33 protein-coding genes are annotated in these 22929 nt (G+C 67.4%); 27 read left to right on the top strand and 6 right to left on the bottom strand.

Annotation, left to right across the window (positions count from 1 at the left end; genetic code table 11):
* Positions 1 to 201 precede the first annotated feature (201 nt).
* The 15 genes from rplN (at position 202) to ACZK39_RS02375 (ending at position 8824) form a co-directional block, all read left to right on the top strand.
* Positions 202 to 570 (top strand): 50S ribosomal protein L14, encoded by a 369-nt coding sequence (gene rplN, locus ACZK39_RS02445; RefSeq protein ID WP_068749476.1) that lies wholly within the window; start codon positions 202 to 204, stop codon positions 568 to 570.
* Between the two features lie 2 nt (positions 571 to 572).
* On the top strand, positions 573 to 944 hold the full coding sequence (rplX, locus tag ACZK39_RS02440) for a 50S ribosomal protein L24 (RefSeq protein ID WP_182782383.1): 372 nt from the start codon (positions 573 to 575) through the stop codon (positions 942 to 944).
* Positions 944 to 1573 carry a 50S ribosomal protein L5 gene (rplE, locus tag ACZK39_RS02435; RefSeq protein WP_182782384.1) on the top strand — a complete coding sequence of 210 codons (630 nt, stop codon included), beginning with the start codon at positions 944 to 946 and terminating at the stop codon, positions 1571 to 1573. The genes rplX and rplE overlap by 1 nt, the downstream gene beginning before the upstream one ends.
* An 8-nt stretch (positions 1574 to 1581) precedes the next feature.
* Complete coding sequence (locus ACZK39_RS02430) at positions 1582 to 1767, top strand: type Z 30S ribosomal protein S14 (protein ID WP_182782385.1); 186 nt, start codon at positions 1582 to 1584, stop codon at positions 1765 to 1767.
* A gap of 83 nt (positions 1768 to 1850) precedes the next feature.
* On the top strand, positions 1851 to 2255 hold the full coding sequence (gene rpsH / locus ACZK39_RS02425) for a 30S ribosomal protein S8 (protein ID WP_182782386.1): 405 nt from the start codon (positions 1851 to 1853) through the stop codon (positions 2253 to 2255).
* A 25-nt stretch (positions 2256 to 2280) separates the two neighbouring features.
* On the top strand, positions 2281 to 2823 hold the full coding sequence (gene rplF / locus ACZK39_RS02420) for a 50S ribosomal protein L6 (RefSeq protein WP_182782387.1): 543 nt from the start codon (positions 2281 to 2283) through the stop codon (positions 2821 to 2823).
* The gene (gene rplR, locus ACZK39_RS02415) at positions 2823 to 3206 is read left to right on the top strand and encodes a 50S ribosomal protein L18 (RefSeq protein ID WP_182782388.1); all 384 of its coding nucleotides are present in this window, start codon (positions 2823 to 2825) and stop codon (positions 3204 to 3206) included. The genes rplF and rplR overlap by 1 nt, the downstream gene beginning before the upstream one ends.
* Before the next feature lie 26 nt (positions 3207 to 3232).
* On the top strand, positions 3233 to 3838 hold the full coding sequence (gene rpsE, locus ACZK39_RS02410; protein ID WP_182782389.1) for a 30S ribosomal protein S5: 606 nt from the start codon (positions 3233 to 3235) through the stop codon (positions 3836 to 3838).
* Positions 3838 to 4020, top strand: a complete 183-nt coding sequence (gene rpmD / locus ACZK39_RS02405; protein WP_182782390.1) for a 50S ribosomal protein L30 — start codon at positions 3838 to 3840, stop codon at positions 4018 to 4020. The genes rpsE and rpmD overlap by 1 nt, the downstream gene beginning before the upstream one ends.
* Before the next feature lie 2 nt (positions 4021 to 4022).
* Positions 4023 to 4463, top strand: a complete 441-nt coding sequence (gene rplO, locus ACZK39_RS02400) for a 50S ribosomal protein L15 (protein ID WP_182800129.1) — start codon at positions 4023 to 4025, stop codon at positions 4461 to 4463.
* Between the two features lie 193 nt (positions 4464 to 4656).
* On the top strand, positions 4657 to 5970 hold the full coding sequence (gene secY, locus ACZK39_RS02395; protein WP_459056389.1) for a preprotein translocase subunit SecY: 1314 nt from the start codon (positions 4657 to 4659) through the stop codon (positions 5968 to 5970).
* Positions 5967 to 6548, top strand: a complete 582-nt coding sequence (locus ACZK39_RS02390; RefSeq protein ID WP_459056390.1) for an adenylate kinase — start codon at positions 5967 to 5969, stop codon at positions 6546 to 6548. Before secY ends, ACZK39_RS02390 begins: the two co-directional genes overlap by 4 nt.
* On the top strand, positions 6548 to 7363 hold the full coding sequence (gene map / locus ACZK39_RS02385) for a type I methionyl aminopeptidase (RefSeq protein WP_459056391.1): 816 nt from the start codon (positions 6548 to 6550) through the stop codon (positions 7361 to 7363). The genes ACZK39_RS02390 and map overlap by 1 nt, the downstream gene beginning before the upstream one ends.
* Positions 7364 to 7423: 60 nt before the next feature.
* Complete coding sequence (locus ACZK39_RS02380) at positions 7424 to 7786, top strand: DUF1707 SHOCT-like domain-containing protein (RefSeq protein ID WP_459056392.1); 363 nt, start codon at positions 7424 to 7426, stop codon at positions 7784 to 7786.
* 36 nt (positions 7787 to 7822) lie between these two features.
* Positions 7823 to 8824 (top strand): neutral zinc metallopeptidase, encoded by a 1002-nt coding sequence (locus ACZK39_RS02375; RefSeq protein ID WP_463612398.1) that lies wholly within the window; start codon positions 7823 to 7825, stop codon positions 8822 to 8824.
* Between the two features lie 18 nt (positions 8825 to 8842).
* Here the strand turns inward: ACZK39_RS02375 and ACZK39_RS02370 are convergent, their stop codons facing one another.
* Positions 8843 to 10006, bottom strand: a complete 1164-nt coding sequence (locus ACZK39_RS02370; RefSeq protein ID WP_459056394.1) for a carbohydrate kinase family protein — start codon at positions 10004 to 10006, stop codon at positions 8843 to 8845.
* Between the two features lie 133 nt (positions 10007 to 10139).
* On the opposite strand from ACZK39_RS02370, the gene ACZK39_RS02365 reads away from it, so the two are divergent.
* Positions 10140 to 11519, top strand: a complete 1380-nt coding sequence (locus tag ACZK39_RS02365; protein WP_459056395.1) for a family 4 glycosyl hydrolase — start codon at positions 10140 to 10142, stop codon at positions 11517 to 11519.
* A 13-nt stretch (positions 11520 to 11532) separates the two neighbouring features.
* On the opposite strand, the gene ACZK39_RS02360 is transcribed toward ACZK39_RS02365, so the two are convergent.
* A complete protein-coding gene (locus ACZK39_RS02360) occupies positions 11533 to 11814 on the bottom strand; it encodes a YciI family protein (RefSeq protein ID WP_182782404.1) in 282 nt (93 codons plus the stop codon).
* Positions 11815 to 11935: 121 nt separating this feature from the next.
* Here ACZK39_RS02360 and infA point away from each other — a divergent pair, with 121 nt between their 5' ends.
* From infA to ACZK39_RS02305, 11 genes are all read left to right on the top strand, one after another.
* A complete protein-coding gene (gene infA / locus ACZK39_RS02355; RefSeq protein WP_068749455.1) occupies positions 11936 to 12157 on the top strand; it encodes a translation initiation factor IF-1 in 222 nt (73 codons plus the stop codon).
* A gap of 260 nt (positions 12158 to 12417) precedes the next feature.
* Entirely contained in the window at positions 12418 to 12531 is a 114-nt protein-coding gene (gene rpmJ / locus ACZK39_RS02350) for a 50S ribosomal protein L36 (protein WP_020575560.1), read from the top strand.
* Between the two features lie 250 nt (positions 12532 to 12781).
* A complete protein-coding gene (gene rpsM / locus ACZK39_RS02345) occupies positions 12782 to 13156 on the top strand; it encodes a 30S ribosomal protein S13 (RefSeq protein ID WP_182782405.1) in 375 nt (124 codons plus the stop codon).
* Positions 13157 to 13192: 36 nt separating this feature from the next.
* Positions 13193 to 13603, top strand: a complete 411-nt coding sequence (gene rpsK, locus ACZK39_RS02340) for a 30S ribosomal protein S11 (RefSeq protein ID WP_182782406.1) — start codon at positions 13193 to 13195, stop codon at positions 13601 to 13603.
* A gap of 28 nt (positions 13604 to 13631) precedes the next feature.
* Positions 13632 to 14237 carry a 30S ribosomal protein S4 gene (gene rpsD, locus ACZK39_RS02335; protein ID WP_182782407.1) on the top strand — a complete coding sequence of 202 codons (606 nt, stop codon included), beginning with the start codon at positions 13632 to 13634 and terminating at the stop codon, positions 14235 to 14237.
* A 102-nt stretch (positions 14238 to 14339) separates the two neighbouring features.
* Complete coding sequence (locus ACZK39_RS02330; RefSeq protein ID WP_182782408.1) at positions 14340 to 15362, top strand: DNA-directed RNA polymerase subunit alpha; 1023 nt, start codon at positions 14340 to 14342, stop codon at positions 15360 to 15362.
* Between the two features lie 26 nt (positions 15363 to 15388).
* Complete coding sequence (gene rplQ, locus ACZK39_RS02325; protein ID WP_182782409.1) at positions 15389 to 15931, top strand: 50S ribosomal protein L17; 543 nt, start codon at positions 15389 to 15391, stop codon at positions 15929 to 15931.
* Positions 15932 to 16060: 129 nt separating this feature from the next.
* Positions 16061 to 17077, top strand: coding sequence for an ABC transporter substrate-binding protein (locus ACZK39_RS02320; RefSeq protein ID WP_459056397.1), 1017 nt, complete (start codon positions 16061 to 16063; stop codon positions 17075 to 17077).
* 89 nt (positions 17078 to 17166) lie between these two features.
* Complete coding sequence (locus tag ACZK39_RS02315; protein WP_182782411.1) at positions 17167 to 18192, top strand: ABC transporter substrate-binding protein; 1026 nt, start codon at positions 17167 to 17169, stop codon at positions 18190 to 18192.
* Positions 18193 to 18212: 20 nt separating this feature from the next.
* The gene (locus ACZK39_RS02310) at positions 18213 to 19118 is read left to right on the top strand and encodes an ABC transporter permease (protein ID WP_459056399.1); all 906 of its coding nucleotides are present in this window, start codon (positions 18213 to 18215) and stop codon (positions 19116 to 19118) included.
* Positions 19118 to 19909, top strand: coding sequence for an ABC transporter ATP-binding protein (locus ACZK39_RS02305; protein WP_182782413.1), 792 nt, complete (start codon positions 19118 to 19120; stop codon positions 19907 to 19909). Before ACZK39_RS02310 ends, ACZK39_RS02305 begins: the two co-directional genes overlap by 1 nt.
* Positions 19910 to 19969: 60 nt before the next feature.
* Here the strand turns inward: ACZK39_RS02305 and ACZK39_RS02300 are convergent, their stop codons facing one another.
* The 4 genes from ACZK39_RS02300 to trmB all read right to left on the bottom strand — a co-directional run bounded on the left by ACZK39_RS02300 (position 19970) and on the right by trmB (position 22898).
* Positions 19970 to 20584 (bottom strand): superoxide dismutase, encoded by a 615-nt coding sequence (locus ACZK39_RS02300; protein ID WP_182782414.1) that lies wholly within the window; start codon positions 20582 to 20584, stop codon positions 19970 to 19972.
* 166 nt (positions 20585 to 20750) lie between these two features.
* Positions 20751 to 21353 carry a class I SAM-dependent methyltransferase gene (locus ACZK39_RS02295; protein WP_370585712.1) on the bottom strand — a complete coding sequence of 201 codons (603 nt, stop codon included), beginning with the start codon at positions 21351 to 21353 and terminating at the stop codon, positions 20751 to 20753.
* Positions 21350 to 22183 carry a tRNA pseudouridine synthase A gene (locus tag ACZK39_RS02290; RefSeq protein WP_459056403.1) on the bottom strand — a complete coding sequence of 278 codons (834 nt, stop codon included), beginning with the start codon at positions 22181 to 22183 and terminating at the stop codon, positions 21350 to 21352. The genes ACZK39_RS02295 and ACZK39_RS02290 overlap by 4 nt, the downstream gene beginning before the upstream one ends.
* Positions 22167 to 22898, bottom strand: coding sequence for a tRNA (guanosine(46)-N7)-methyltransferase TrmB (gene trmB / locus ACZK39_RS02285; RefSeq protein ID WP_459056404.1), 732 nt, complete (start codon positions 22896 to 22898; stop codon positions 22167 to 22169). The genes ACZK39_RS02290 and trmB overlap by 17 nt, the downstream gene beginning before the upstream one ends.
* Positions 22899 to 22929: the final 31 nt, after the last annotated feature.

Genomic DNA, 22929 nt, shown 5'->3' with positions numbered 1-22929 from the left:
GCTGATTTCTTCCCCGGGTCCACTACGGGCTAGACTGTCCCAGTTGCCTTGGGACTGTGCCCTTTCGAGGGGACCTTTCCCGGGTTCACACCACGCTCCCTCTCTCTCGGGCTGGGGGCTGCCGCCTGGCAAAATCCAGGGGGTTCATTTCTAGTTTCACAAGGCCCCATGCATGGGAACCGGTGGATCAAGGAGAAGTAGATGATCCAGCAGGAGTCGCGACTGAAAGTCGCCGACAACACTGGTGCCAAGGAGATCTTGTGCATCCGTGTGCTCGGTGGCTCTAAGCGCCGCTACGCCTACCTCGGCGACACCATCGTCGCCACCGTCAAGGACGCGATCCCTGGCGGCAACGTCAAGAAGGGCGACGTGGTCAAGGCCGTCGTCGTCCGCACCGTCAAGGAGCGTCGCCGCGCCGACGGGTCCTACATCAAGTTCGATGAGAACGCCGCCGTCATCCTGAAGAACGACGGGGAGCCCCGCGGCACCCGCATCTTCGGCCCGGTTGCGCGCGAACTCCGCGAGAAGAAGTTCATGCGCATCGTCTCGCTCGCCCCGGAGGTGATCTGATCATGGCATCGCTCAACATCAAGAAGGGTGACCGCGTCAAGGTCATCTCGGGCAAGGACAGGGGGGTCGTCGCCGAAGTCATCGCCGTGAACCCCGAAACCAAGCGCGTCACGGTGCAGGGTGTCAACCTCGTCAAGAAGCACCGTCGCGAGTCCCAGACCGCGGCCGGCCGCAAGGTCGAGGGCGGTGTGATCACCGTCGAGGCCCCCATCCATGTGTCCAACGTGCAGCTCGTGGTCAAGGTCGACGGCAAGGAGGTCGTCACGCGCATCGGTCACAAGCGCGTCGACGTCACCAAGCGCCGCCCCGACGGCTCCGAGTACACCGCGCAGCGCTCTGTGCGCATCGCCCGCAAGACCGGGGAGGAGATCTGATGACCGCCACCGCAGCCCCCACCGCGATTCCGCGGCTGAAGGCCAAGTACCGCGAGAGCATCGTCCCGGCACTGCAGGACGAGTTCAACTACGACAACGTCATGCAGATCCCCGGTCTGGTCAAGATCGTGGTCAACATGGGCGTCGGCGAGGCCGCGCGCGACTCGAAGATCATCGAGGGCGCCATCAAGGACCTCACCGCCATCACCGGCCAGAAGCCGTCGGTGACGAAGGCCCGCAAGTCGATCGCCCAGTTCAAGCTTCGTGAGGGTCAGCCCATCGGCTGCCACGTCACGCTGCGCGGCGACCGCATGTGGGAGTTCGCAGACCGGCTTTTGACGCTCGCGCTGCCCCGTATCCGCGACTTCCGTGGACTCAACGGCAACCAGTTCGACGGCAACGGCAACTACACCTTCGGCCTCTCGGAGCAGGTCATGTTCCTCGAGATCGATCAGGACAAGGTGGATCGTGTCCGTGGCATGGACATCACCTTCGTGACCACGGCGGCCAACGACGCGGAAGGCCTGGCGCTGCTCAAGCTCCTCGGCTTCCCCTTCAAAGCCGTCGATGACGCCAAGAAGCAGAAGTCGAAGCGCGGCCCCGCGTTCTACGCCAAGAAGAAGAAGTGAGCTGACCCATGGCAAAGACAGCACTCAAGGTCAAGCAGGCCCGGAAGCCGAAGTTCGGCGTGCGCGCCTACACCCGTTGCCAGAAGTGCGGCAGGCCCCACTCGGTCTACCGCAAGTTCGGCCTCTGCCGCATCTGCCTGCGCGACATGGCGCACGCCGGCGAACTGCCCGGTGTGACCAAGTCGTCCTGGTGATCCGGAACCACTGTTCCTAAGGAATTCAAGTTGCGACAGGTCCGGGTCCCCCGGAAACCGGCGCGAGAAAGAGGCAACAAGTCATGACAATGACTGATCCGATTGCAGACATGCTGACACGTCTGCGGAACGCCAACCAGGCGTTCCTGGACTCGACGACCATGCCGTCGTCGAAGATCAAGGTGGGCATCGCCGAGATCCTCAAGGCCAACGGTTACATCTCGGATTTCGAGTTGACCGAGGTTGAGGGGCAGGTTGGCAAGGTCCTCAAGGTCACTCTGAAGTACGGCGACTCGCGCGTGCGCTCCATCGTGGGCATTCGTCGCATCAGCAAGCCGGGGCTCCGCGTCTACGCGAAGTCCACGGAGTTGCCGAAGGTGCTGGGCGGTCTCGGCATCGCCATCATTTCGACGTCCCAGGGTCTGTTGACCGACAGGGACGCCAAAGCCAAGTCCGTGGGCGGCGAAGTACTCGCCTACGTCTGGTGACCGGCGAAGGTAAGGAGAAAAACTAATGTCGCGTATTGGCAGGCTCCCCATCGCCATCCCATCCGGCGTCGACGTGTTGCTCGACGGCCGACAGGTTGACGTCAAGGGACCCAAGGGGTCGTTGACGCTCACCGTCGCCGAGCCCATCACCATCGAGAAGCAGGAAGACGGCCAGCTCGCCGTCGCCCGTCCCAACGACGAGCGTCAGAGCAGGTCCCTCCATGGCCTCACCCGCACCCTGATCAGCAACATGATCCAGGGCGTGACCGAGGGCTATGAAAAGAAGCTTGAGATCGTCGGCGTTGGTTACCGCGTGATCTTCAAGGGCCCGCAGCAGCTGGAATTTGCGCTCGGATTCTCCCACCCCGTGATCGTGAACGCCCCCGAGGGCATCACCTTCGTGGTGGAAGCGCCCACCAGGTTCAGCGTCCACGGCATCGACAAGCAGCTTGTCGGCGAGACCGCGGCCAACATCCGCAAGATCCGCAAGCCCGAGCCCTACAAGGGCAAGGGTGTCCGTTACGCGGGCGAACAAGTCCGCCGCAAGGCCGGAAAGGCTGGCAAGTGATGGCCATTTCGCTCAGCAACCGCAAGTCGCTGGCTCCCAAGACGGCGTCCCGCGCCCGTCGGCAGCTCCGTGGCCGCAAGAAGATCAACGGCTCGGCCGATCGTCCCCGTCTGGTGGTCAACCGGTCCTCCCGGCACCTGTTCGTTCAGGTGATCGACGATGTCCAGGGCAAGACGCTGGCGTCCGCGTCCACCATGGAGGCCGACCTGCGCGGCACCGAGGCGGACAAGTCCGAGAAGGCACGCAAGGTCGGTGTCCTGATCGCCGAGCGCGCGAAGGCTGCCGGCGTCGAGCAGGTCGTCTTCGACCGTGCGGGTAACAAGTACCACGGGCGGATCGCTGCTCTGGCCGATGCAGCCCGCGAGGCCGGGCTCGGCTTCTAACACGACGAAAGGAAAGGTTTTTCACGATGAGTGAAACCCAACAGCGCCGAGGTTCTGGCGCTACAGGTGAGCGTCGTGGCCGTGACGATCGTCGTGGCCAGGCTCCGAAGGAAGAAAGCAAGTACCTCGAGCGCGTGGTGACCATCAACCGCGTCGCCAAGGTGGTCAAGGGTGGTCGTCGCTTCAGCTTCACCGCTCTGGTCGTCGTCGGCGACGGCGAGGGCATGGTGGGCGTCGGCTACGGCAAGGCGAAGGAGGTGCCGGCCGCGATCGCCAAGGGTGTTGAAGAGGCCAAGAAGCACTTCTTCCGCGTGCCGTTGATCCAGCGCACGATTCCGCACCCGGTTCAGGGTGAGAAGGCCGCGGGCGTGGTCATGCTGCGCCCCGCGTCCCCGGGTACCGGCGTCATCGCCGGTGGGTCGGCTCGCGCCGTCCTCGAGTGCGCAGGCGTGCACGACGTGCTCGCCAAGTCGCTCGGCTCGTCCAATGCCATCAACGTGGTGCACGCCACGGTGGATGCGCTTCAGCAGCTCGAAGAGCCCCAGGCCGTGGCCAAGCGTCGCGGCATGGCGATCGAGGACGTCGCTCCGGCGGCGCTCATCCGCGCCTCGAAGGAAGAGGTGGCTCACTGATGGCCGAGCTGAAGATCACCCAGGCAAAGTCTGGGGTGGGTGGAAAGCAGAACCAGCGCGAGACGCTGCGGACGCTCGGTCTGGGTCGCATCGGCTCCTCGGTGGTCCGTGAGGACCGCCCCGAGGTGCTCGGGATGATCCGCACCGTCGCCCATCTGGTTACCGTGGAAGAGGTGAAGTGACGATGACGCTCAAGCTGCATCATCTGCGCCCCGCCCCCGGCGCCAAGACGGCTAAGACCCGTGTTGGCCGTGGTGAGGGTTCGAAGGGTAAGACCGCTGGTCGCGGTACGAAGGGCACCGGGGCGCGTAAGAACGTTCCCCAGAACTTCGAGGGCGGCCAGATGCCGTTGCACATGCGGATCCCGAAGCTCAAGGGCTTCAAGAACCCGTTCCGGGTTGAGTACCAGGTGGTCAACGTCGGCCGTCTCTCCGAGCTGTTCCCCGAGGGCGGCTCCGTGGGCGTCGAGGAACTCGTGGATGCAGGCGCTGTGCGCTCCGGCAACCTCGTCAAGATCCTCGGCAACGGCGACGTCACCGTGGCGCTCGACGTGACCGCCCACGCATTCTCCAGCTCCGCCAAGGCGAAGCTTGAAGGCGCCGGCGGATCCGTGACCGAACTCTGAGTCGGTCGCGCACCAGCTACACCACCGTCGGGGTGGGCCCGGGGTCTCCCGGGTCCACCCCGTCGGCGTTTCCGGCGCGCCCCTCAGGTGCTCCGGCGTTTTGGTGCCGGTACGTGCCTTGATAGGCTTCCCTGGTTGCCGTGCCGACACTGCACGGCGCCGTGTTGTACAACGAAACCGAAAGTAGGGTCGGATGATCTCCGCCTTGGCCAACGCGTTGAAGACACCGGATCTTCGCAAGAAGATCTTCTTCACGCTGGGCATCATTGCCGTGTTCCGCCTGGGATCCACGATCCCCTCACCCAACGTGAGCATCTCGCGGATCGACCAGTGTCTGGCGCTCGCCGCGCAGGGCGACTCGGCCGGCCTCTACTCGATGATCAACCTGTTCTCGGGTGGGGCGCTGCTCCAGTTGACGATCTTCGCGCTCGGGATCATGCCCTACATCACGGCCTCGATCATCCTCCAGCTGCTCACCGTCGTGATCCCGAAGCTGGAGGCCCTCAAGAAGGAGGGCGGCACAGGCCAGCAGAAGATCACCGAGTACACCCGTTACCTCACCCTGGTGCTCGCGGTCCTCAACGCCACGGCCTTCGTCACCCTCGCCCGCACCGGCCAGCTCTTCCAGGGCTGCGACGGCATCCTCTACAGCGACGAGCTGCTGCCCCTGATCACCATGGTGATGATCATGACGGCCGGCACCGCTGTCATCATGTGGATGGGCGAGCTCATCACCGAGCGCGGCATCGGCAACGGCATGTCGATCATGATCTTCACGCAGATCGCGGCCAGCTTCCCCGCCGGCCTGTGGTCCATCAAGCAGAGCCACGAGGGCGTGACGGGCTGGTTCCTGTTCTTCCTCGTGATCGGTATCGGCCTGCTCGTGATGCTGGGCATCATCTGGGTCGAGCAGGGCCAGCGCCGGATCCCCGTGCAGTACGCAAAGCGCATGGTGGGCCGACGCCTCGTCGGCGGATCCACCACCTACATCCCGCTCAAGGTCAACCAGTCCGGCGTCATCCCAGTGATCTTCGCCTCCTCCATGCTGTACCTCCCGGTGCTCTACTCGACCTTCCGGCCGGACGGCGCCATCTCGCAGTGGATCCAGGCGAACTTCACCGGCCAGGGCGGTCAGTCCTGGGTGTACAACCTGGTGCAGTTCGTGCTGATCATCGCCTTCTGCTACTTCTATGTGTCCATCACCTTCAACCCGGAGGAGGTCTCGGACAACATGAAGAAGTACGGCGGCTTCATCCCCGGGATCCGTGCGGGCAAGCCCACCGAGCGCTACCTCGCCTACGTACTGTCGCGGCTGACCGCCCCCGGGTCGCTGTACCTCGCCATCATCGCGCTCATCCCCACCATCGCCTTCATGGCGGTCGGCGCCCAGCAGAACTTCCCCTTCGGCGGCACCTCCATCCTCATCATCGTCGGCGTCGCTCTGGACACCGTCAAGAAGATCGAGAGCCAGCTCCAGCAGCGCAACTATGAGGGCTTCCTGCGATGAAGCTGCTGATCATGGGCGCGCCGGGTGCGGGGAAGGGGACACAGGCCACCGCGCTCGCCGAGCGTTACGGCGTGCCGGCGATCTCCACGGGGGACATCTTCAGGAGCAACATCAAGAACCAGACCCCCCTCGGCATCAAGGTCAAGGAGATCATCGACGCGGGCGAGTACGTCCCCGACGACGTCACCGAGGAGATCGTCGCGGACCGGCTCTCGGCCCCGGACTGCGAACCGGGCTTCCTGCTGGACGGATTCCCGCGGACCATGCACCAGGTGTACTTCCTGGACCGCTACCTTGCCTCTCACGGCCAGCAGCTCGACGCCGTCGTCTCGCTGCACGTGGAGCCGGAGGCCCTCGTCCAGCGGCTGCTCGCGCGTGCCGCGAAGGAGGGGCGGGCTGACGACAACGCCGACACCATCCGTCGCCGGATGGAGGTCTACGCCGGCCAGACCGCGCCCCTCCTCTTCCACTACGAGAGCAAGGGCCTCCTCGTCGATCTCGACGGCACCGGCACCGTGGACGACGTTCGCCAACGCATGTTCGACATGGTCGACGCCCACACCGATCGCACACCGTGATGATCGAGGTGAAGTCGGCCGACGAGCTCCGGCTGATGCGCAAGGCCGGCCTCGTCGTCGCTCAGGGGCTGGACGCCATGTGCGCCGCGGCCGCGGTGGGCATCACCACGGGCGAACTCGACGCCATCGGGCGCGAAGTCCTCGCCCGCCACGGCGCCGAGTCGTCCTTCCTGGACTACGGCTCGATGTGGGGTGTCGGATTCCCGGGGGTCGCCTGCATCTCCGTCAACGACGAACTGGTCCACGGCGTCCCCGGGGAACGGGTTCTGCGCGACGGCGACCTCGTCTCCATCGACTTCGGCGCGATCGTGCAGGGCTGGCACGGCGACGCCGCCCGCACCATCATCGTCGGGGCCCCCGCGCCCGAGGATGTGGCCCTCATCGACGCCACGCGTGAGGCCATGTGGGCCGGTGCGCGCGCGATGCGCGCAGGCGGGCGCGTCGGGGACGTGTCGCGGGCGATCGAGGACTACGTAAAGTCTCTGCCGGTGCGCTACGCCACCCTCCGGGAGTACACAGGGCACGGCATCGGCTCCGAGATGCATATGGAGCCGGACGTGCCGAACTGGTACCGGCGGCGCCCCACCCCGAAGCTGGCCGTGGGCATGGCGCTGGCCATCGAGCCCATGCTGACCACAGGCCTCCATCAGACGCTCGAACTCGACGACGGATGGACCGTGGTGAGCAGGGACTCCTCGCGCGGGTCCCACTGGGAGAACACGGTGGCCCTCACCGGGAAGGGCCTGTGGGTCCTCACGGAGCACGACGGGGGCGCCGAGATGCTCGGGGACCTGTTCGGCCCGCTGGCCGACTGACGACCTGCCGACGCTCCCGCCCGCGGGTCAAGGCTTGCCGGCGCAGCCTAAGATGGGGCCATGGCGCTCCCACCGTCCTCAAAGTACCTCCAACGTGCGGCCGACCCGGTCGACGAGACTGAGCGCGAGTCTCTCACCACCCGGCTGAACTCCGCGTTCGCCGACGGGCGGATCACGCACGACGAGTACGCCGGCTCCATGGACGTCGTCTACGCGGCGCGGACGCTGGGGGACCTGGTCCCCGTCATCGAGAGGCTGCCCGCCGCGGCCACTGAGGTGCCCGCCATCGTCCAGCAGGGAGGTCCTCCCGCCGGCAGGGTGTCGGAACCCCGCAACCTGGTGCCGATGGCCCTCGGGGTGGGCGTGGTCGGCGTGGCGCTGGTGGCCGTCCTGCTTCTGCTGCTGGTGATCACCCTTCTCTGAGCCGCTCCTGGGTTCCCGAGGCCGAGGAGGTCGTTGATGCAGGACTGGTACTCGCAGCACCGTGTGTGGGTCCAGCCGCCGCCGCGACGCTCGCGAGGGGGCGGTGGTGTGGTCCTCGTGGTCCTGCTCGTGCTCGGGGGAGTGGGCCTGGTCGTCGCGGCAGCCCTGTTCGGCGCGCTCGTGGGAATGACCTCCCGCGAGCCGCAGATCGTCCTGCCGGACCCATCCTCTGCAGCCCCGGAGCCCACCGAGGCACAGGATTCCGAGACGACGGCGCCGGCCGCGTCGGAGCCCGTGGCCCCCATCCTCGAGCCTGAAACCGTCGGCCTGCCGGCCCGGGAGTGGCCTCCGCTCCCCGGACCCACCTCCACCCACCCGGACTGGATCACGCTGCAGCAGAGCGCGCTCTACGGCCCCGCCCTGCCCACGCTCGACGGATGTCCGACACCGGCGGCAGTGTTCTCCCTTGCCGAGCTCGAGGGCGCCGCCCGGGCGCAGATGGCCTGTCTCCAGGAGGCGTGGAAGCCCACGCTGGCCGCCCTGGGCTACAGCACCGAGGACATCCCCGTCTTCTTCTACGCCGGAGACCGGGTGGAGACGCCCTGCGGAGAGGTGGTTGCTCCGGCGTTGTACTGCTCGGCGCAGGGAGGCGCCATCTACTTCGGTGAAACCACCCTCAACGGTGCCTCGTGGCACGACTTCGGCGTCAAGGACATGGCCGGGCACGAGTACGGGCACCACCTCCAGTCAGAGGCGGGCATGTTCATGGCGGAGTACAGCGTGGGTGGTGACAATGAGTCGGCTCGCCGGCTCGAGCTTCAGGCCACCTGCTTCTCCTACGCGATGATGGCCCACGACCGGTCCTTCGAGATGACCCGCGAGGTGTACGACTCCTTCGAGCCCTATCTTCGGGCCGTCATCGAGGACGGGATCCACGGCTCACAGGACTCGGTGGCCACCTGGGGCATGCGCGGGCTGTACTCCGCCACGCTCGCCAACTGCAACACCTGGACGGCTGAGCCCTCCGACGTGGACTGAAAGCGAACTGCACGCCGATCAGCGCGGTGGCCGGAGTCCGTTGCGGGCGCCCGCGTCGGATGCCAGGGCGAAGGTGCCCTGCGCCCGACGCACCCCGAGGACCGGATGGTCCGGGAGCAGGTCCTGGAGGAAGCCGTAGTCGCGAAGAACGTAGGAGGCCTTCAGGTCTCCCGCGGCGGCGCGGGCGGAGGTGGAACGCCACCAGTCGGCCACGTCGCCCCAACCGGGCGCCGCGAGCGAGCCGCCGAACTGGCGCACGGCGAGCGAGGACGTCAGGGCCGCGAAATGCAGGCGGTGCTGCAGCGGCCAGCCGGCCAGCGTCCCCAACAGGATCGACGCGGCGAACACGTCGCCCGCGCCGGTGGGGTCGATCGCCTCGACGGGGACCGCCGGGCAGTAGGCCTCCTCCCCGGTCGCCTGGTCGATGGCGAAGGAGCCGTGGACGCCGTCGGTCACCACAGCCAGGGGCACCAGACCAGCCAGCTTGCGCACGGCATCGGTGGGGCGGTCTGTGCGGGTGTAGCACATGGCCTCCACCGCGTTGGGAGTGAAGGCATGACAGTCCTCGAGGAGCTGTAGAACCGATCGGTCCCAGCGCCCGGTGTCGTCGAAGCCCACGTCGGCGAAGATCAGGCTGCCGCGATCCTTGAACGTGCGCCACCACGAGGCGGGGTCCGTCAGCTCAACGGTGGCCGCACGGGCAGCGGGGGCGGCCAAGAGGTCAGTCTCGAGGGACTCGGGCAGGGGGTGCATGTGGGTCACCATGCCGCGGTCGCCCTTGAAGGCCATGGACACGGTGAGGGCCGAGTGGAAGTTCGAGAATCGACGTGAGGCGGTGAGGTCGATCTTCTCCTGCCCGCTGAGGGTGTCCCACATCCAGTCCGCGTACGTGTCGTCGCCGAACCCGGCCACCAGGCCGGTCCGGAGCCCGAGCCTCGCGGCCGCCGTGGCGAGGTTGGCGATCCCGCCTGGACACGAGCCCATGCCCGCGCTGGAGAGTTCCTCACCCGGCTCCGGCAGGCGGGGGAGACCGGTGAAGATGATGTCGAAGAAGATGGTCCCGGTGGTCATGACGTCCAGCGGGGGATCCTCAGGTGTGCGCTGACCCTCGAGGGGGTCCCACGGCGAGCATTCCTCGCACAGCGGCGTGTCGTCGTCCTCGGCGTGCTCGTGCTCCGTCATGGCGTGGCCGCTCCTTCCGGCGTACCGGAATCGAATCGTTATGCTCGATACTGCCACTCATTGCAGGGCCGCGAGCTGGACGTCGGCGACTCCGCCGGCTGAGCGGATCATTGTCGACCGGAGGTTGCCACCCATGAAACTCGTGATCCTCGGCGGAGGCGGCTTCCGCGTGCCGCTGGTCTACGACGCCGTCGCCACCAACGCGCTGTCCGCCTCGGGACGTCCCGCGGTCGACATCACCGAGGTGGTCCTCCACGACACCTCGGCCTCAAGGCTCGATGCGATCGGACGGGTGATCGGCGAACGAGCCCGCCAGCTCGTCGATCCACCCAGCCTGCGCGTCACCACGGACCTGCGCGACGCCCTCGTCGGCGCCCGCTTCGTCTTCGCCGCCATCCGGGTCGGCGGCGCCGAGGGGCGGATCGCCGACGAGCGGGTCGCCCTCAACCTGGGCCTCCTGGGCCAGGAGACAGTCGGCCCCGGAGGGTTGGCCTACGCGCTGCGCACGGTGCCTGTCATGAGGCAGGTGGCCGAGACCATCGCTGAGGTCGCACCCGACGCCTGGACCATCAACTTCACCAACCCGGCGGGGATCGTCACCCAGGCGATGCGCACGGTCCTCGGCGACCGCGTCGTGGGGATCTGCGACACCCCCATCGGCCTGGTGCGGCGCGTGTCGCGGCTGCTCGGGGTCTCCCTCGAGTACGACCGCGATCGCGTCGACTACGACTACGTGGGCCTCAACCACCTCGGCTGGCTGAGGTCGGTGAGCGTGGACGGCGTGGACCTGCTCCCAGGCCTCCTCGCCTCGGACGACGCGCTGGAGCACGTCGAGGAGGCGCGGCTCCTGGAGAAGCCGTGGGTCAGGGCGATGGGGGCGCTGCCCAACGAATACCTCTACTACTACTGGAAGACCGACGAGGCGATCCGCAACATCCGTCGCGCGGCGCAGACGCGCGGCCAGTACCTGGGCGACCAGCAGGGCCGCTTCTACGATGCGGTCGCCTGCTGCGAGTCGCCGCTAGGGCTCTGGCACGATGCCCTCCACGAACGCGAGGCCACCTACATGGCCGAGGCCCGCGAGGGCGACGAGGCCCGCAACGACGAGGATGTCGCCGGTGGCGGTTACCAGGAGGTGGCGCTGCGGCTCATGACCGCGCTGGCCACCGGAGCTCCGGAACGCATGATCCTCGACGTGGGCAACCGGAGCTCAGCCGGGCGGATCGTGCCGGAGCTGCCCGACGACGTCGTGGTGGAGGTGGGCTGCCTCGCGGACGGGACGGGGGTTCACCCGCAGCCGGTCGCGCCGTTGACGCTGCAGCAGTTGGGTCAGATGAGCACCCTCCGGGCCGCCGAGCAGGCGATCGCCGAGGCGGCGCTCACGGGCAACCGCGAGAAGGCGTGGGAGGGCTTCTCCATCCATCCCCTGGTGGCCTCGCCGCGCCTGGGCAAGGAGCTGCTCGACGGCTACGCGGCTGCCCATCCGTCGATCGCCGAGTTGTTCCAGCGCTGAATTCTCCCCTGGATCAGGCCAGCGAACCGAGGACCGGGTTCCATTCCTCGATCGAGCGCTCGGCGATCAGGTTCGCCGCCCAGAAGGGGTCGCGGTCCAGGAGGTCCTCGACTTCGGCGGCGGAATCGGCGGTGAAGATCAGCAGTGCCCCAGGGAGGTCGCTTCCCACATATGGACCGCTTGTCACCAGCGTGTCGTCCAGCAGGGACGTGAGGTAGGCGCGATGGTGGGGGCGCTCGGCGTCGAGGGCCCGCGGGTCGTCTGTGTAGGTGTACTGGACCACGAAGTAGCTCATGGCCCCAGGCTAGCCCCACGGGTGGGGTCAGTGTTTGGCCTTGCCGGGCGGGGCAGCGTAGAATAGCCGATTGGTACTAACCGGCGCGCAGTGGGCGGGCCGGGGCAACGAGAGAGAATACATGGCGAAGAAAGAAGGAGCCCTCGAGCTCGAGGGCACCGTGGTCGAGGCCCTGCCCAACGCGATGTTCCGCGTGGAGTTGGCCAACGGACACAAGGTCCTCACGACCATCAGCGGCAAGATGCGCCAGCACTACATCCGCATCCTCCCCGCGGACCGCGTCGTGGTGGAGCTGTCTCCCTACGACCTGACGCGCGGACGCATCGTCTACCGTCACAAGTGAGCGCGGCACACCCGTCGCACGCCACAGAGAAGGGCCTCGCCGATCGACGGCGGGGGCCCTTTTTGCTTTTCCCGTCGCGCCACCGCCACCCCAGCCCAGGGGAGCCTCCTCGTTTTGGCAACTCGAGCCCTCGTCACGTAGAGTGGTGCGTCGGTCGTCTATGACCGGACATGTCTGCATGCCCGGCATGTCGATCAAGCTATCCACCACAAGATTGGGCGCGTCCGCGCTCCCAGTCGCCGATTGAAAAGGTTGCTCGAATGAAGGTTCAGCCGAGCGTCAAGAAGATCTGCGACAAGTGCAAGGTCATCCGCCGGCACGGTCGTGTGATGGTGATCTGCGAAAACCCTCGCCACAAGCAGCGGCAGGGCTGACCCGGGGCCACTGGCCCCTGGCATGCAGAACACCGCGGGACGGGTCGATCGCCCACTCCGCCGACAACTGAAAGCAACGTGAACGCAAGGACCCCTCTCGGGGTCCCCACCCCTGGGCGAAGGCCAGGGCCCCGTCGGTGCATGAGTGCACCACAGGCGGCGGGGACGCTTCACGCCACACACCTTCGCGGTCCGCGACCGGGCTCCTCATCGAGTCAGGATCGACATGTTTGAGAAAGGTAACCGCCTGATGGCACGCCTCGTTGGTGTTGACCTCCCGCGCGAAAAGCGTCTGGAAGTCGCACTCACCTACATCTTCGGCGTCGGGAAGACCCGCGCCGCCGAGACCCTCTCCGCCACTGGTATCAGCGGAGATGTCCGAGTCCACCAGCTCACGGAGGACCAGCTCGTCGCCCTGCGCGACCACATCGAAGGCAAGTACGAGATCGAGGGCGACCTCCGCCGTACGGTTGCCGCCGACATCCGCCGCAAGGTTGAGATCGGTAACTACCAGGGCCGTCGCCACCGCAGTGGTCTGCCGGTTCGTGGTCAGCGCACGCGCACCAATGCGCGCACCCGCAAGGGCAAGAAGAAGGCCGTCGCTGGCAAGAAGAAGGCGCGCTAACCCGCGCCCCTCTGCAGGACTTAGGAGAAGGACTCAATGGCTACTGCAAGCCGCAAGGCGGCCGCCACCAAAACCAAGGTGCGCCGCAAGGAAAAGAAGAACGTGCTCGCCGGTCAGGCGCATATCAAGAGCACCTTCAACAACACCATCATCTCGATCACCGATCCCACCGGGGCTGTGATTGCGTGGGCCTCAGCCGGAACCGTCGGCTTCAAGGGCTCCCGCAAGTCGACGCCGTTCGCTGCGCAGATGGCCGCCGAGGCCGCTGGCCGTCGTGCCATGGAGCACGGCATGAAGCGCATCGACGTGTTCGTCAAGGGCCCCGGCTCCGGCCGTGAGACCGCGATCCGCTCCCTGGGGGCCGTCGGCCTCGAGGTCGGCGCCATCTCGGACGTGACCCCGACGCCGCACAACGGCTGCCGCCCGCCCAAGCGCCGTCGCGTCTGATCGCCCGAGAGAAAAGGACTAGAAGAAAATGGCTCGTTACACCGGCCCTTTGACCAAGAAGTCTCGTCGTCTCGGGACAGACCTGGTTGGCAACGACAAGGCCTTCGAGCGCCGTCCGTACCCCCCGGGTGTGCACGGTCGCGGCCGCACGAAGGACTCCGAGTACTCGCTGCAGCTCAAGGAGAAGCAGAAGGCGCGCTACGCCTACGGCGTCCTGGAGAAGCAGTTCCGCCGCTACTACCAGGAAGCTGATCGTCATCCGGGTAAGACCGGTGACCGTCTGCTGCAGATCCTCGAGTCGCGCCTGGACAACGTGGTTTACCGCGCAGGCTTCGCCACCACCCGTCGGCAGGCCCGCCAGCTCGTGGTCCACGGCCACTTCCTGGTCAACGGTCAGCGCGTGAACATCCCGTCGTACCGCGTCCGCGCGCACGACATCATCGACGTCGCGGAGAAGTCGCTGACCATGGCCCCGTTGGTCATCGCCCGCGAGACCCACGGCGACCGCGCGGTCCCCGCGTGGCTCGAGGCCCGTCCCAACCGGATGCGGATCCTCGTGCACCAGCTCCCCGTCCGCGAGCAGATCGTCGTGGATGTCCAGGAGCAGATGATCGTCGAGCTCTACTCGAAGTAATGCTGAAGGGCCGGCCGGGAGTTCCGGTCGGCCCGTATCACCCTCAGGCCTCGCGGCCGCATTCGCACCATCAGATATCGGTTGGTGCGGGAAGGAACACCCATGCTTATCGCACAGCGCCCCAGCCTCTCCGAGGACGTCGTCTCCGAGTTCCGTTCACGGTTCATGATCGAACCGCTGGAGCCCGGCTTCGGCTACACGCTCGGCAACTCACTGCGCCGTACCCTGCTGTCCTCGATCCCTGGCGCCGCGGTGACCAGCATCAAGGTGGAGGGCAACCAGCACGAGTTCTCCACCCTTGAGGGCGTCGTCGAAGACGTCACCGAGATCATCCTCAACCTGAAGAGCCTCGTGCTCTCCTCCGAGGAGGACGAGCCGGTGGTCATGTACCTCCGGAAGGCCGGCGCAGGCACCGTCACCGCTGGTGACATCCAGCCCCCCGCGGGCGTCGAGATCCACAACCCGGAGCTGCACATCGCCACGCTCAACGACAACGGGAAGATCGAGATGGAGCTGGTGGTCGAGCGAGGCCGCGGCTACGTGTCCAGCGTGCAGAACAAGAACCCCGACGCCGAGATCAGCCGGATCCCCGTGGATTCGATCTACTCGCCGGTCCTGAAGGTGACCTACAAGGTGGAGGCCACCCGCGTGGCCCAGCGCACCGACTTCGATCGCCTCATCATCGACGTGGAGACCAAGCCGTCGATCGCCCCCCGCGATGCCATGGCCTCGGCCGGCCGCACCCTGGTGGAGCTCTTCGGCCTCGCCCGGGAGCTCAACGCAGATGCCGAGGGCATCGAGATCGGCCCGTCGCCCGTCGACGAGCAGATAGCCGAGTCGCTCAACCTCCCCGTCGAGGATCTTGAGCTGTCGGTGCGTTCCTACAACTGCCTCAAGCGCGAGGGCATCCACACCGTGGGCGAGCTCGTGGCCCGCAGCGAAGAGGACCTGCTCGACATCCGCAACTTCGGATCGAAGTCCATCGACGAGGTCAAGGAGACGCTGGCCGGTCTCGGTCTCGCGCTGCGTGACTCGCACCCCGGCTTCGACCCGTTGCAGGCCATCGAGCGCTACGACGAGGACAACGACGAGGACGCTGACTTCGCCGAGACCGAGCAGTACTGACCGCCCACTAGTTCTGGAGAATAGACATGCCCAAGCCAACCAAGGGCGCTCGTCTGGGCGGCAGCCCGGCCCACGAGCGCCTCATCCTGCGCAACCTCGCCACCCAGCTCTTCGAGCATGGAAGCATCACCACCACCGAGACGCGTGCCCGGCGCGTCCAGCCGCTGGCTGAGAAGCTGCTGACGAAGGCCAAGCGGGGGGACCTGCACGCGCGTCGCCTCGTGCTCACCTCCGTCACGGACAAGGACGTCGTGCGTCGCCTGTTCGAGGAGATCGCGCCGTCGCTCGAGGGTCGTGAAGGCGGGTACACCCGCATCACGAAGATCGGCAACCGCAAGGGCGACAACGCCCCGCTCGCGGTGATCGAGATCATCACCGAGCCCGTCGTGTCGAAGCCGAAGGCCGCGAAGAAGGCCGACAAGGTCGAGGAGACCCCGGTCGTCGACGAGGCCCCGGTCGTCGAGGAGTCCGCTGCCGACGAGACTGTGGAGGCTGACCTCGTCGACGAGGCCCCGGCCGCCGCTGACGAGGCTGACGAGGCTGAGGTCGAGGAGACCGACGCCAAGTAGCACGCACACTACAGAGAGGGGGCCTTCGAGGGCCCCCTCTTTGCGTTCCCGGACACCACTGGTGGGCCCGGTTTCGGTGGCGACGCCCGTCGTAGATAAGGTTGGGCGACGCCGAAGGAGGAGACTGTGATGACGCGACGCGAAGTGTGGGCTGTTGCTCTGGCCGGTGCACTGCTGGTGGCCGGGTGCGGAACAGGCGCCACTGCCCCAGGGGGCTCCGAGGCCGCGCCCGGAGACGGCGGTTCCAGCGCCCCCGAGAAGGCGACCGTGTCGATCGGGGCGGTGACCATCGTGTCCCACCCGTCACTGGACGCAGTGTTCGAGGGCATCAGGGAGGGCCTGGCGCAGGCCGGCTACGTGGAGGGCGAGAACCTGACGCTCGAGTTCCAGAACCCGCAGGGGGACCAGGCGACGCTCACCAGCATCGCCAACACCTACGCAGCCTCGGACCACGACCTGTTCGTCGCGCTGGCCACGCCGCCGGCGCAGGCCCTGGCACAAGTGGTCCAGGACAGGCCCATCGTGTTCGCCTCTGTGACGGACCCCGTTGCCGCGGGGCTCGTCGAATCCATGGACAACCCCGGCGGCAACGTGACCGGAACCAGCGACCAGCTGCCCACCGACGAGCAGCTCGCCGTCATCCAGCGCATCATGCCGGAGGTGAAGACCGTCGGGATCGTCTACTCGTCGGCCGAAGTCAACGCCCAGGTGCAGGCGGAGGCCGCCATCGAGGCCGGCGCCGAGCTGGGCATCGAGGTCAAGACAGCCACCATCACCAACTCCTCCGAGGTGCAGCAGGCCGCGGAGTCCCTGGACGTCGACGCCTACTTCGTGCTGGTGGACAACACGGTGGTCTCGGCGATGGAATCCATGATCCAGGTGGCGGAGCAGCGCCAGCGCCTCCTCGTCACCTCCGATCCTGATTCCGTGGAGCGGGGCGCCGCCGCGGCGCTGGCCACCGACTACAAGGCCCAGGGTCTGCAGACCGCGGCCATGATCGCCCGCATCATCGAGGGCGCTGACCCCGCCGAGACGCCCGTGGAGCTGGCGGAGGCGCTCGATCTTGTGATCAACCCGGCGGCCGTTGAGCGGATGGGCGTCACCATCCCGGACGACGTGGCTGAAGACGCGGCCACCACCTACTGATGTGGACGGGCTCGTTGCGACCCCCGCCCTGAAACTACGCTGAGCCATCAGCGAGACACCGAATCAGCGGAACCCCTTCTAGGAGAATCATGAAGCTCAAGGCCCTCGCGATCGGCGCAGCCAGCGCCCTCGCACTCACCGCCTGCGGCGGTACTACCAGCCCCGCCACCAGCCCCGCCGAGTCCACCGTCGCCGCCTCAAGCTCGGCCGCCGAGTCCCAGGCTGCGCCCGAGTCGATCAGCGTCGGCATCGCCACGATCGTGTCCCACCCCGCGCTCGACGCCGCCCAGCAGGGCTTCATCGACGCGCTGGCCGAGGCCGGCTACGTGGAAGGCGAGAACGCGGAGTTCGACCTCCAGAACGCCCAGGGCGACCAGTCCACGCTCACCAACATCGCCAACACGTTCGCCTCGTCGGACTACGACGGCTTCCTCGCCATCGCTACGCCCACGGCGCAGTCGCTGGCCAACGTCATCACGGACCGCCCCATCGTGTTCGCGGCCGTCACCGACCCGGTTGAGGCCGGGCTGGTGTCGTCGTGGGACGCCCCGGACGCCAATATCACGGGCGTCTCGGACCTCAACCCGATGAAGGAGCAGCTGGAGCTGATCAAGGAGGCGCTGCCCGAGGTGGCGACCGTCGGCATCGTCTACTCCTCCGGCGAGGTCAACTCCGAGGTCCAGGTCACGGAGGCCGAGGAGGCCGCCGGCGAGATGGGCATCGAGATCGTGTCGGCCACCGTCACGAACTCGTCTGAGGTCCAGCAGGCCGCCGAGTCCCTCGACGTCGACGCCTACCTCATCCCCACCGACAACACCGTGGTCTCCGCCGCAGAGTCGCTCATCCAGGTCGCCGAACAGAAGCAGAAGCCCGTGTTCGCCTCCGACGAGTCGACGATGGAGCGCGGCGCGGCCGCCGGCCTGTCGGTGAACTACACCCAGCAGGGCAAGGACGCCGCAGCGGTGTTCCTCAAGCTGCTGGAGGGCACCCCGGCCTCCGAGATCGCGGTGGAGACGCAGAAGGAGTTCGACCTCTTCGTCAACGTGGAGGGCGCCGCGAAGCAGGGCCTGACGCTGCCCGAGGCCATCGTCTCCCGCGCCACCAAGCAGTTCTGACCGACGAGTAGACACACACCATGATCATCGCGCTCGAGATCGGACTCCTCTACGCCGTCATGGCGCTGGGGGTGTATCTCACCTACCGGGTCCTGGACTTCCCGGACCTCACGGTGGATGGCTCCTTCACGACGGGGGCGGCCACCTGCGCCATCCTCATCGTGAACGGGGCCCCGATCCCGCTCGCGATGGTGGCCGGGGTGGTGGCCGGCATGATCGCCGGCGCCGTTACCGGCCTGCTGCACGTGTGGGGCGGGATCAACCCGCTGTTGGCGGGCATCCTGACCCAGATCGCCCTGTATTCGATCAACCTGCGGATCATGGGCAACAAGGCCAACGTCCCGCTGCTGCGCCAGGATACGCTGTTCTCCGGCCTGCGGGCGGACAAGGTGCTGGGCACCTGGACGTCGGTGGGCCTCTTCGCGGTCGTGGTGATCGTGATCGGCGTGCTGGTGTACTGGTTCCTCGGCACCAGCTACGGCGTCGGGATGCGCGCCACGGGCGACAACGAGCTGATGGCCCAGTCGCAGGGCATCAACACCGGGTCCACCAAGATCGTCGGCCTCATGATCTCCAACGGCCTGGTGGCGCTCTGCGGGACGCTCGTGGCCCAGTATCAGGGCTTCTCCGACATCTCCATGGGCATCGGCCTCATCGTCGCCGGGCTCGCGTCGGTGATCGTGGGCCAGGCGATCTTCGGGCTGACCTCGGTGTGGCAGGCCGTCATGGCCGCCGCGCTGGGCTCCGTGATCTACCGCGGCGTCATCCAGGTGGCGCTCAGCAACGGGTTCAACCCCAACGACATGAAACTCGTCTCGGCGGTGCTCGTCGTCCTCGCCCTCGTCCTGCCTGCGTGGGACCCGATCCGGAGGCTGCGCGCGCAGCGCAGGCGCGCCAAGGCGATCACTGAAGGGGCGGCTGCCTGATGCTCAAGCTCGTCAACGTCACCAAGCGGTTCTTCCCCGGTACCGTCAACGAGCGGCTCGCGCTCGACAGCCTGACCCTCACCCTGCACGAGGGCGACTTCGTCACGGTCATCGGCTCCAACGGCGCCGGCAAGTCCACGATGCTCAACGTGGTGGCGGGTCGCTATCTCGCCGAGGGCGGACAGGTGCTGATCGACGAACGCGAGGTCACGAGGATGCCCGAGCACCGCCGCGCGAAGTGGGTGGCGCGCGTGTTCCAGGACCCCATGGCCGGGACATCGCCGCACCTCACCATCGAGGAGAACCTGTCCATCGCCTTCGAGCGCGGCAAGCGCCGGGGCCTGGGGATGGCGGTCACCAAGCCGAAGCGGGCGCTGTACCGCGAGGCGCTGGCCACGCTGGAACTCGGCCTGGAGGACCGGCTCCAGATGCGCGTGGGCATGCTGTCGGGCGGTCAGAGGCAGGCGCTCAGCCTGCTCATGGCCACCTATGCCCAGCCGTCGATCCTGTTGCTCGACGAGCACACCGCGGCCCTGGACCCGTCGCGGGCGGAGCTGATCACCCGGCTGACCGGGGAGGCCGTCGCCCGCCACCGCCTCACCACCCTCATGGTCACCCACAACATGCACCAGGCCATCGAGCTGGGCAACCGGCTCATCATGATGCACGAGGGCAAGGTGGTCCTCGAGGTCGACGAGGCGGCCAAGAAGCACATCACCGCCGAGCACCTGCTGGAGGAGTTCTCGAAGATCAAGGGAGCCAGCCTGGCGGACCGCACCCTCCTCGACTGACTCGATCACGTTGAAGGGCCCCGGGGAATCCCCGGGGCCCTTCAACGTGTCGGCGTCGGATCAGGCGAGGGCGGCCGAGGCGGCCTTGGCCTTCGTGAAGCGCTCGGCGACGTCGGCCCAGTTGACCACGTTCCACCAGGCGTTGACGTAATCGCCCTTGACGTTCTTGTACTGCAGGTAGAAGGCGTGCTCCCACATGTCGAGCTGCAGCAGCGGGATCTGGCCGGCCGGCAGGTTGCCCTGCTGATCGAACAGCTGGTTGATGTTCATCCGCTGGCCCAGGGTGTCCCACACGAGCATCGACCAGCCGGAGCCCTGGATGCCGTTGGCCACGGCGTTGAAATGCTTCTGGAAGCCTTCGAAGCCGCCGAAGTACTCGTCGATCGCCGAGGCGAGCTCGCCGTCGGGGCGGTCCCCGCCGTCGGGGGACATGTTCTTCCAGAACACGGAGTGGTTGATGTGCCCGCCGAGGTGGAAGGCGGCGTCCTTGCTCAGCTTGTTGACGGCGCCCAGGTCGCCCTTCTCGCGCGCGGCGGCGAGCTGCTCGAGCGCGTCGTTGATGCCCTTGACGTAGGCGGCATGGTGCTTGCTGTGGTGCAGCTCCATGATCTCGGGGGCGATGTGGGGCGCAAGCGCGCTGTAGTCGTAGTCGAGGTCGGGGAGGGTGTAGGTCATGCTCACTCCTTGTGGAAAGACTCGCGCCCGGGGGCGCGCTGACTCTCCCATCCTAGGGGCGAAAAATAGTTCGTGCTTCAACTATGGCGCTTCGAGACGTCAGTCTAGGCAGAACCCGCTGTCCTTCGAGTCGCGGATCACCGCGTCGCCACCCTCAGGGGCGCGATCACTCGGGCGACGGGCCCGGGGACACCTCGAGGATCCGGAAGCCCTTGGCGGAGGCGACCCGCTCGGTGGGATAGCCCTGCTCGATGAGCCAGCGCTGGAGCGAGTCACCGCCAAGGTTCTTGTTCACCACGAGGCGCGCCACGCCGCCCGGCTCAAGGCGGGGGAGCCAGGTGAGCAGGAGCTGGTGCAGGGCCACCTTGCCGATCCGGATGGGCGGGTTTGACCAGATCTCGCGGTAGCGGACCTCCGCCGCGACGCCGTCGGGGGCCGTGGCCCGCACCCGCTCCGCGACCCCGGCAGCAGCGGCGTTGAGACCGGTGAGCTCGACGGCGAGGGCGTTGACGTCGACGGCGTCGACGGTGACCGCGGGGGAGGCCGCAGCCAGAGCCACCGCGATGGGTCCGAAGCCGCACCCCAGGTCCAGCAGGTGACCCTCCTCAGGCGGCAGCGATTCCCTCAGCAGGATCGCCGTGCCTGGGTCCAGGCGGGCCCCGGAGAACACGCCGCCGGCGGTGGTGAAGCTCAGCTCCATGCCCCAGATGTGCGCGGTGATCTGCCGGGTCGAGACCGGACCCTCCGGCGTGTGGAAGTAGTGGCTCACAGATCCTCCAGGGTGCGCGTAGCGCGGGCCTCGAGGGCGCGGGCCGCGAGGCGGTCGTCGGCGGGGTAGCCCACCTCTTCGAGGGTGAGCCCACGGGCGGGCATCACGAGCACCTCGCCGTGCCTGGCAGGGGTGGCGGCGACCCGCTCCAGCCAGGCGAGGTCGCGGCGGCCGGCGGCCACCGCAGTGACGGCGCCCACCAGTGAGCGGACCATGGAGTGGCAGAACGCGTCGGCCAGAAGATGGATCTCGATCAGGCCGTCGCTGCGCCGGGTGGCGCTGAACTCCCGCAGCTCGCGGATGGTGGTGGCACCGTCGCGGGGCTTGCAGAACGGCGCGAACTCCCTCAAACCGATGAGGGTCGCGGCCGCGGCGTTGAAGCGGTCGAAGTCGACGGTGTGTCGCAGCGACACCACGTGGCTCCGCACCAACGGGTCCGGCGGGGAGTCGGCGCTCAGGACCCGGTAGCAGTACCGCCGCCAGATGGCGGAATAGCGGGCGTGGAATCCCGCCGGGGCGGGGGAGACGGCCTTGACGACCACGTCGGCGGGGAGGGCGCGGCGGAGGCGGCGGTAGAGGTAGGCCGCGCCGTCCGGCTGGTGCGCGGCGGGTGCACCCTCAGGGAGGACGAGATCGAGGTGGCAGACCTGACCGCGGGCGTGGACGCCCGCGTCGGTGCGCCCGGCGGCCACCAGCCTGGGCCTCACCGGCAGACTCAGCAACTGCCCGATCCGCTCCTCCACCACCTCCTGCACGGTACGCAACCCTGGCTGGGTGGCCCAGCCGTGGAACGCGGTGCCGTCGTAGGCCAGATCAAGCCTGAGCCGCATCGATCCTCCGATACGTGAGGTCGTAGACGCGGCGGCCCGCGGCGAGCCCTTTGGCCTCGTACTTGGTCACGGGCCGCTCCGCGAGACGCGGCGCCCAACCGTCGTGCTCGTTGACCAGGCCCGGCGCGGCATCGAGGTGATCCCTCATCCAGAGCGCGTAGTCCTCCCAGTCGGTGGCCAGCCGCCACAGTCCCCCGGGGGCGAGCTTGGCCGTCACCACATCCGCGAAGTCCGGCCCCACCAGCCGCCGCTTGTGGTGGCGCTTCTTGTGCCAGGGATCAGCGAAGAACGTCCACAGCTCGCTGACCGTGCCGTCGCCAAAGAGCCTGTCCAGGCCCTGCGCGCCATCGGCGATGACGATGCGGACGTTGAGCACCCCGGCACGGGCCAGCCGCCCCACCGTGGAGGCGATGGCAGGCTCGAAGACCTCGAATGCCACCACGTCCGACTCCGGCCGCCCGGCGGCCATCGGCGCCAACGAGTCTCCCGTGCCGGAGCCGATCTCCACGATCAGCGGCGCCTCGCGCCCGAACTCCGCAGCCCAGTCCACGGTGGCATCGTCGGCGATTGAGGTGGACATGGGCCCCCGGGGCAGGTCCACCACGTAGGTGTCGCGGTGGCGCTCCCAGGACCTCGCCTGGGACTCGTTCATGCGCGCGCTGCGTCGGACGAAGCTCACAACGTCGCGGTGCAGTCTGGGGGGCAGCGGATCCACCGGACCAGCCTAGTGGGGATCGCCGTCGGCC

It is taken from the genome of Tessaracoccus luoxuelianae (assembly GCF_055326245.1).
The sequence above is the reverse complement of the archived record's forward strand: the minus strand, read 5'-3'. Positions and strand labels throughout refer to the sequence as shown.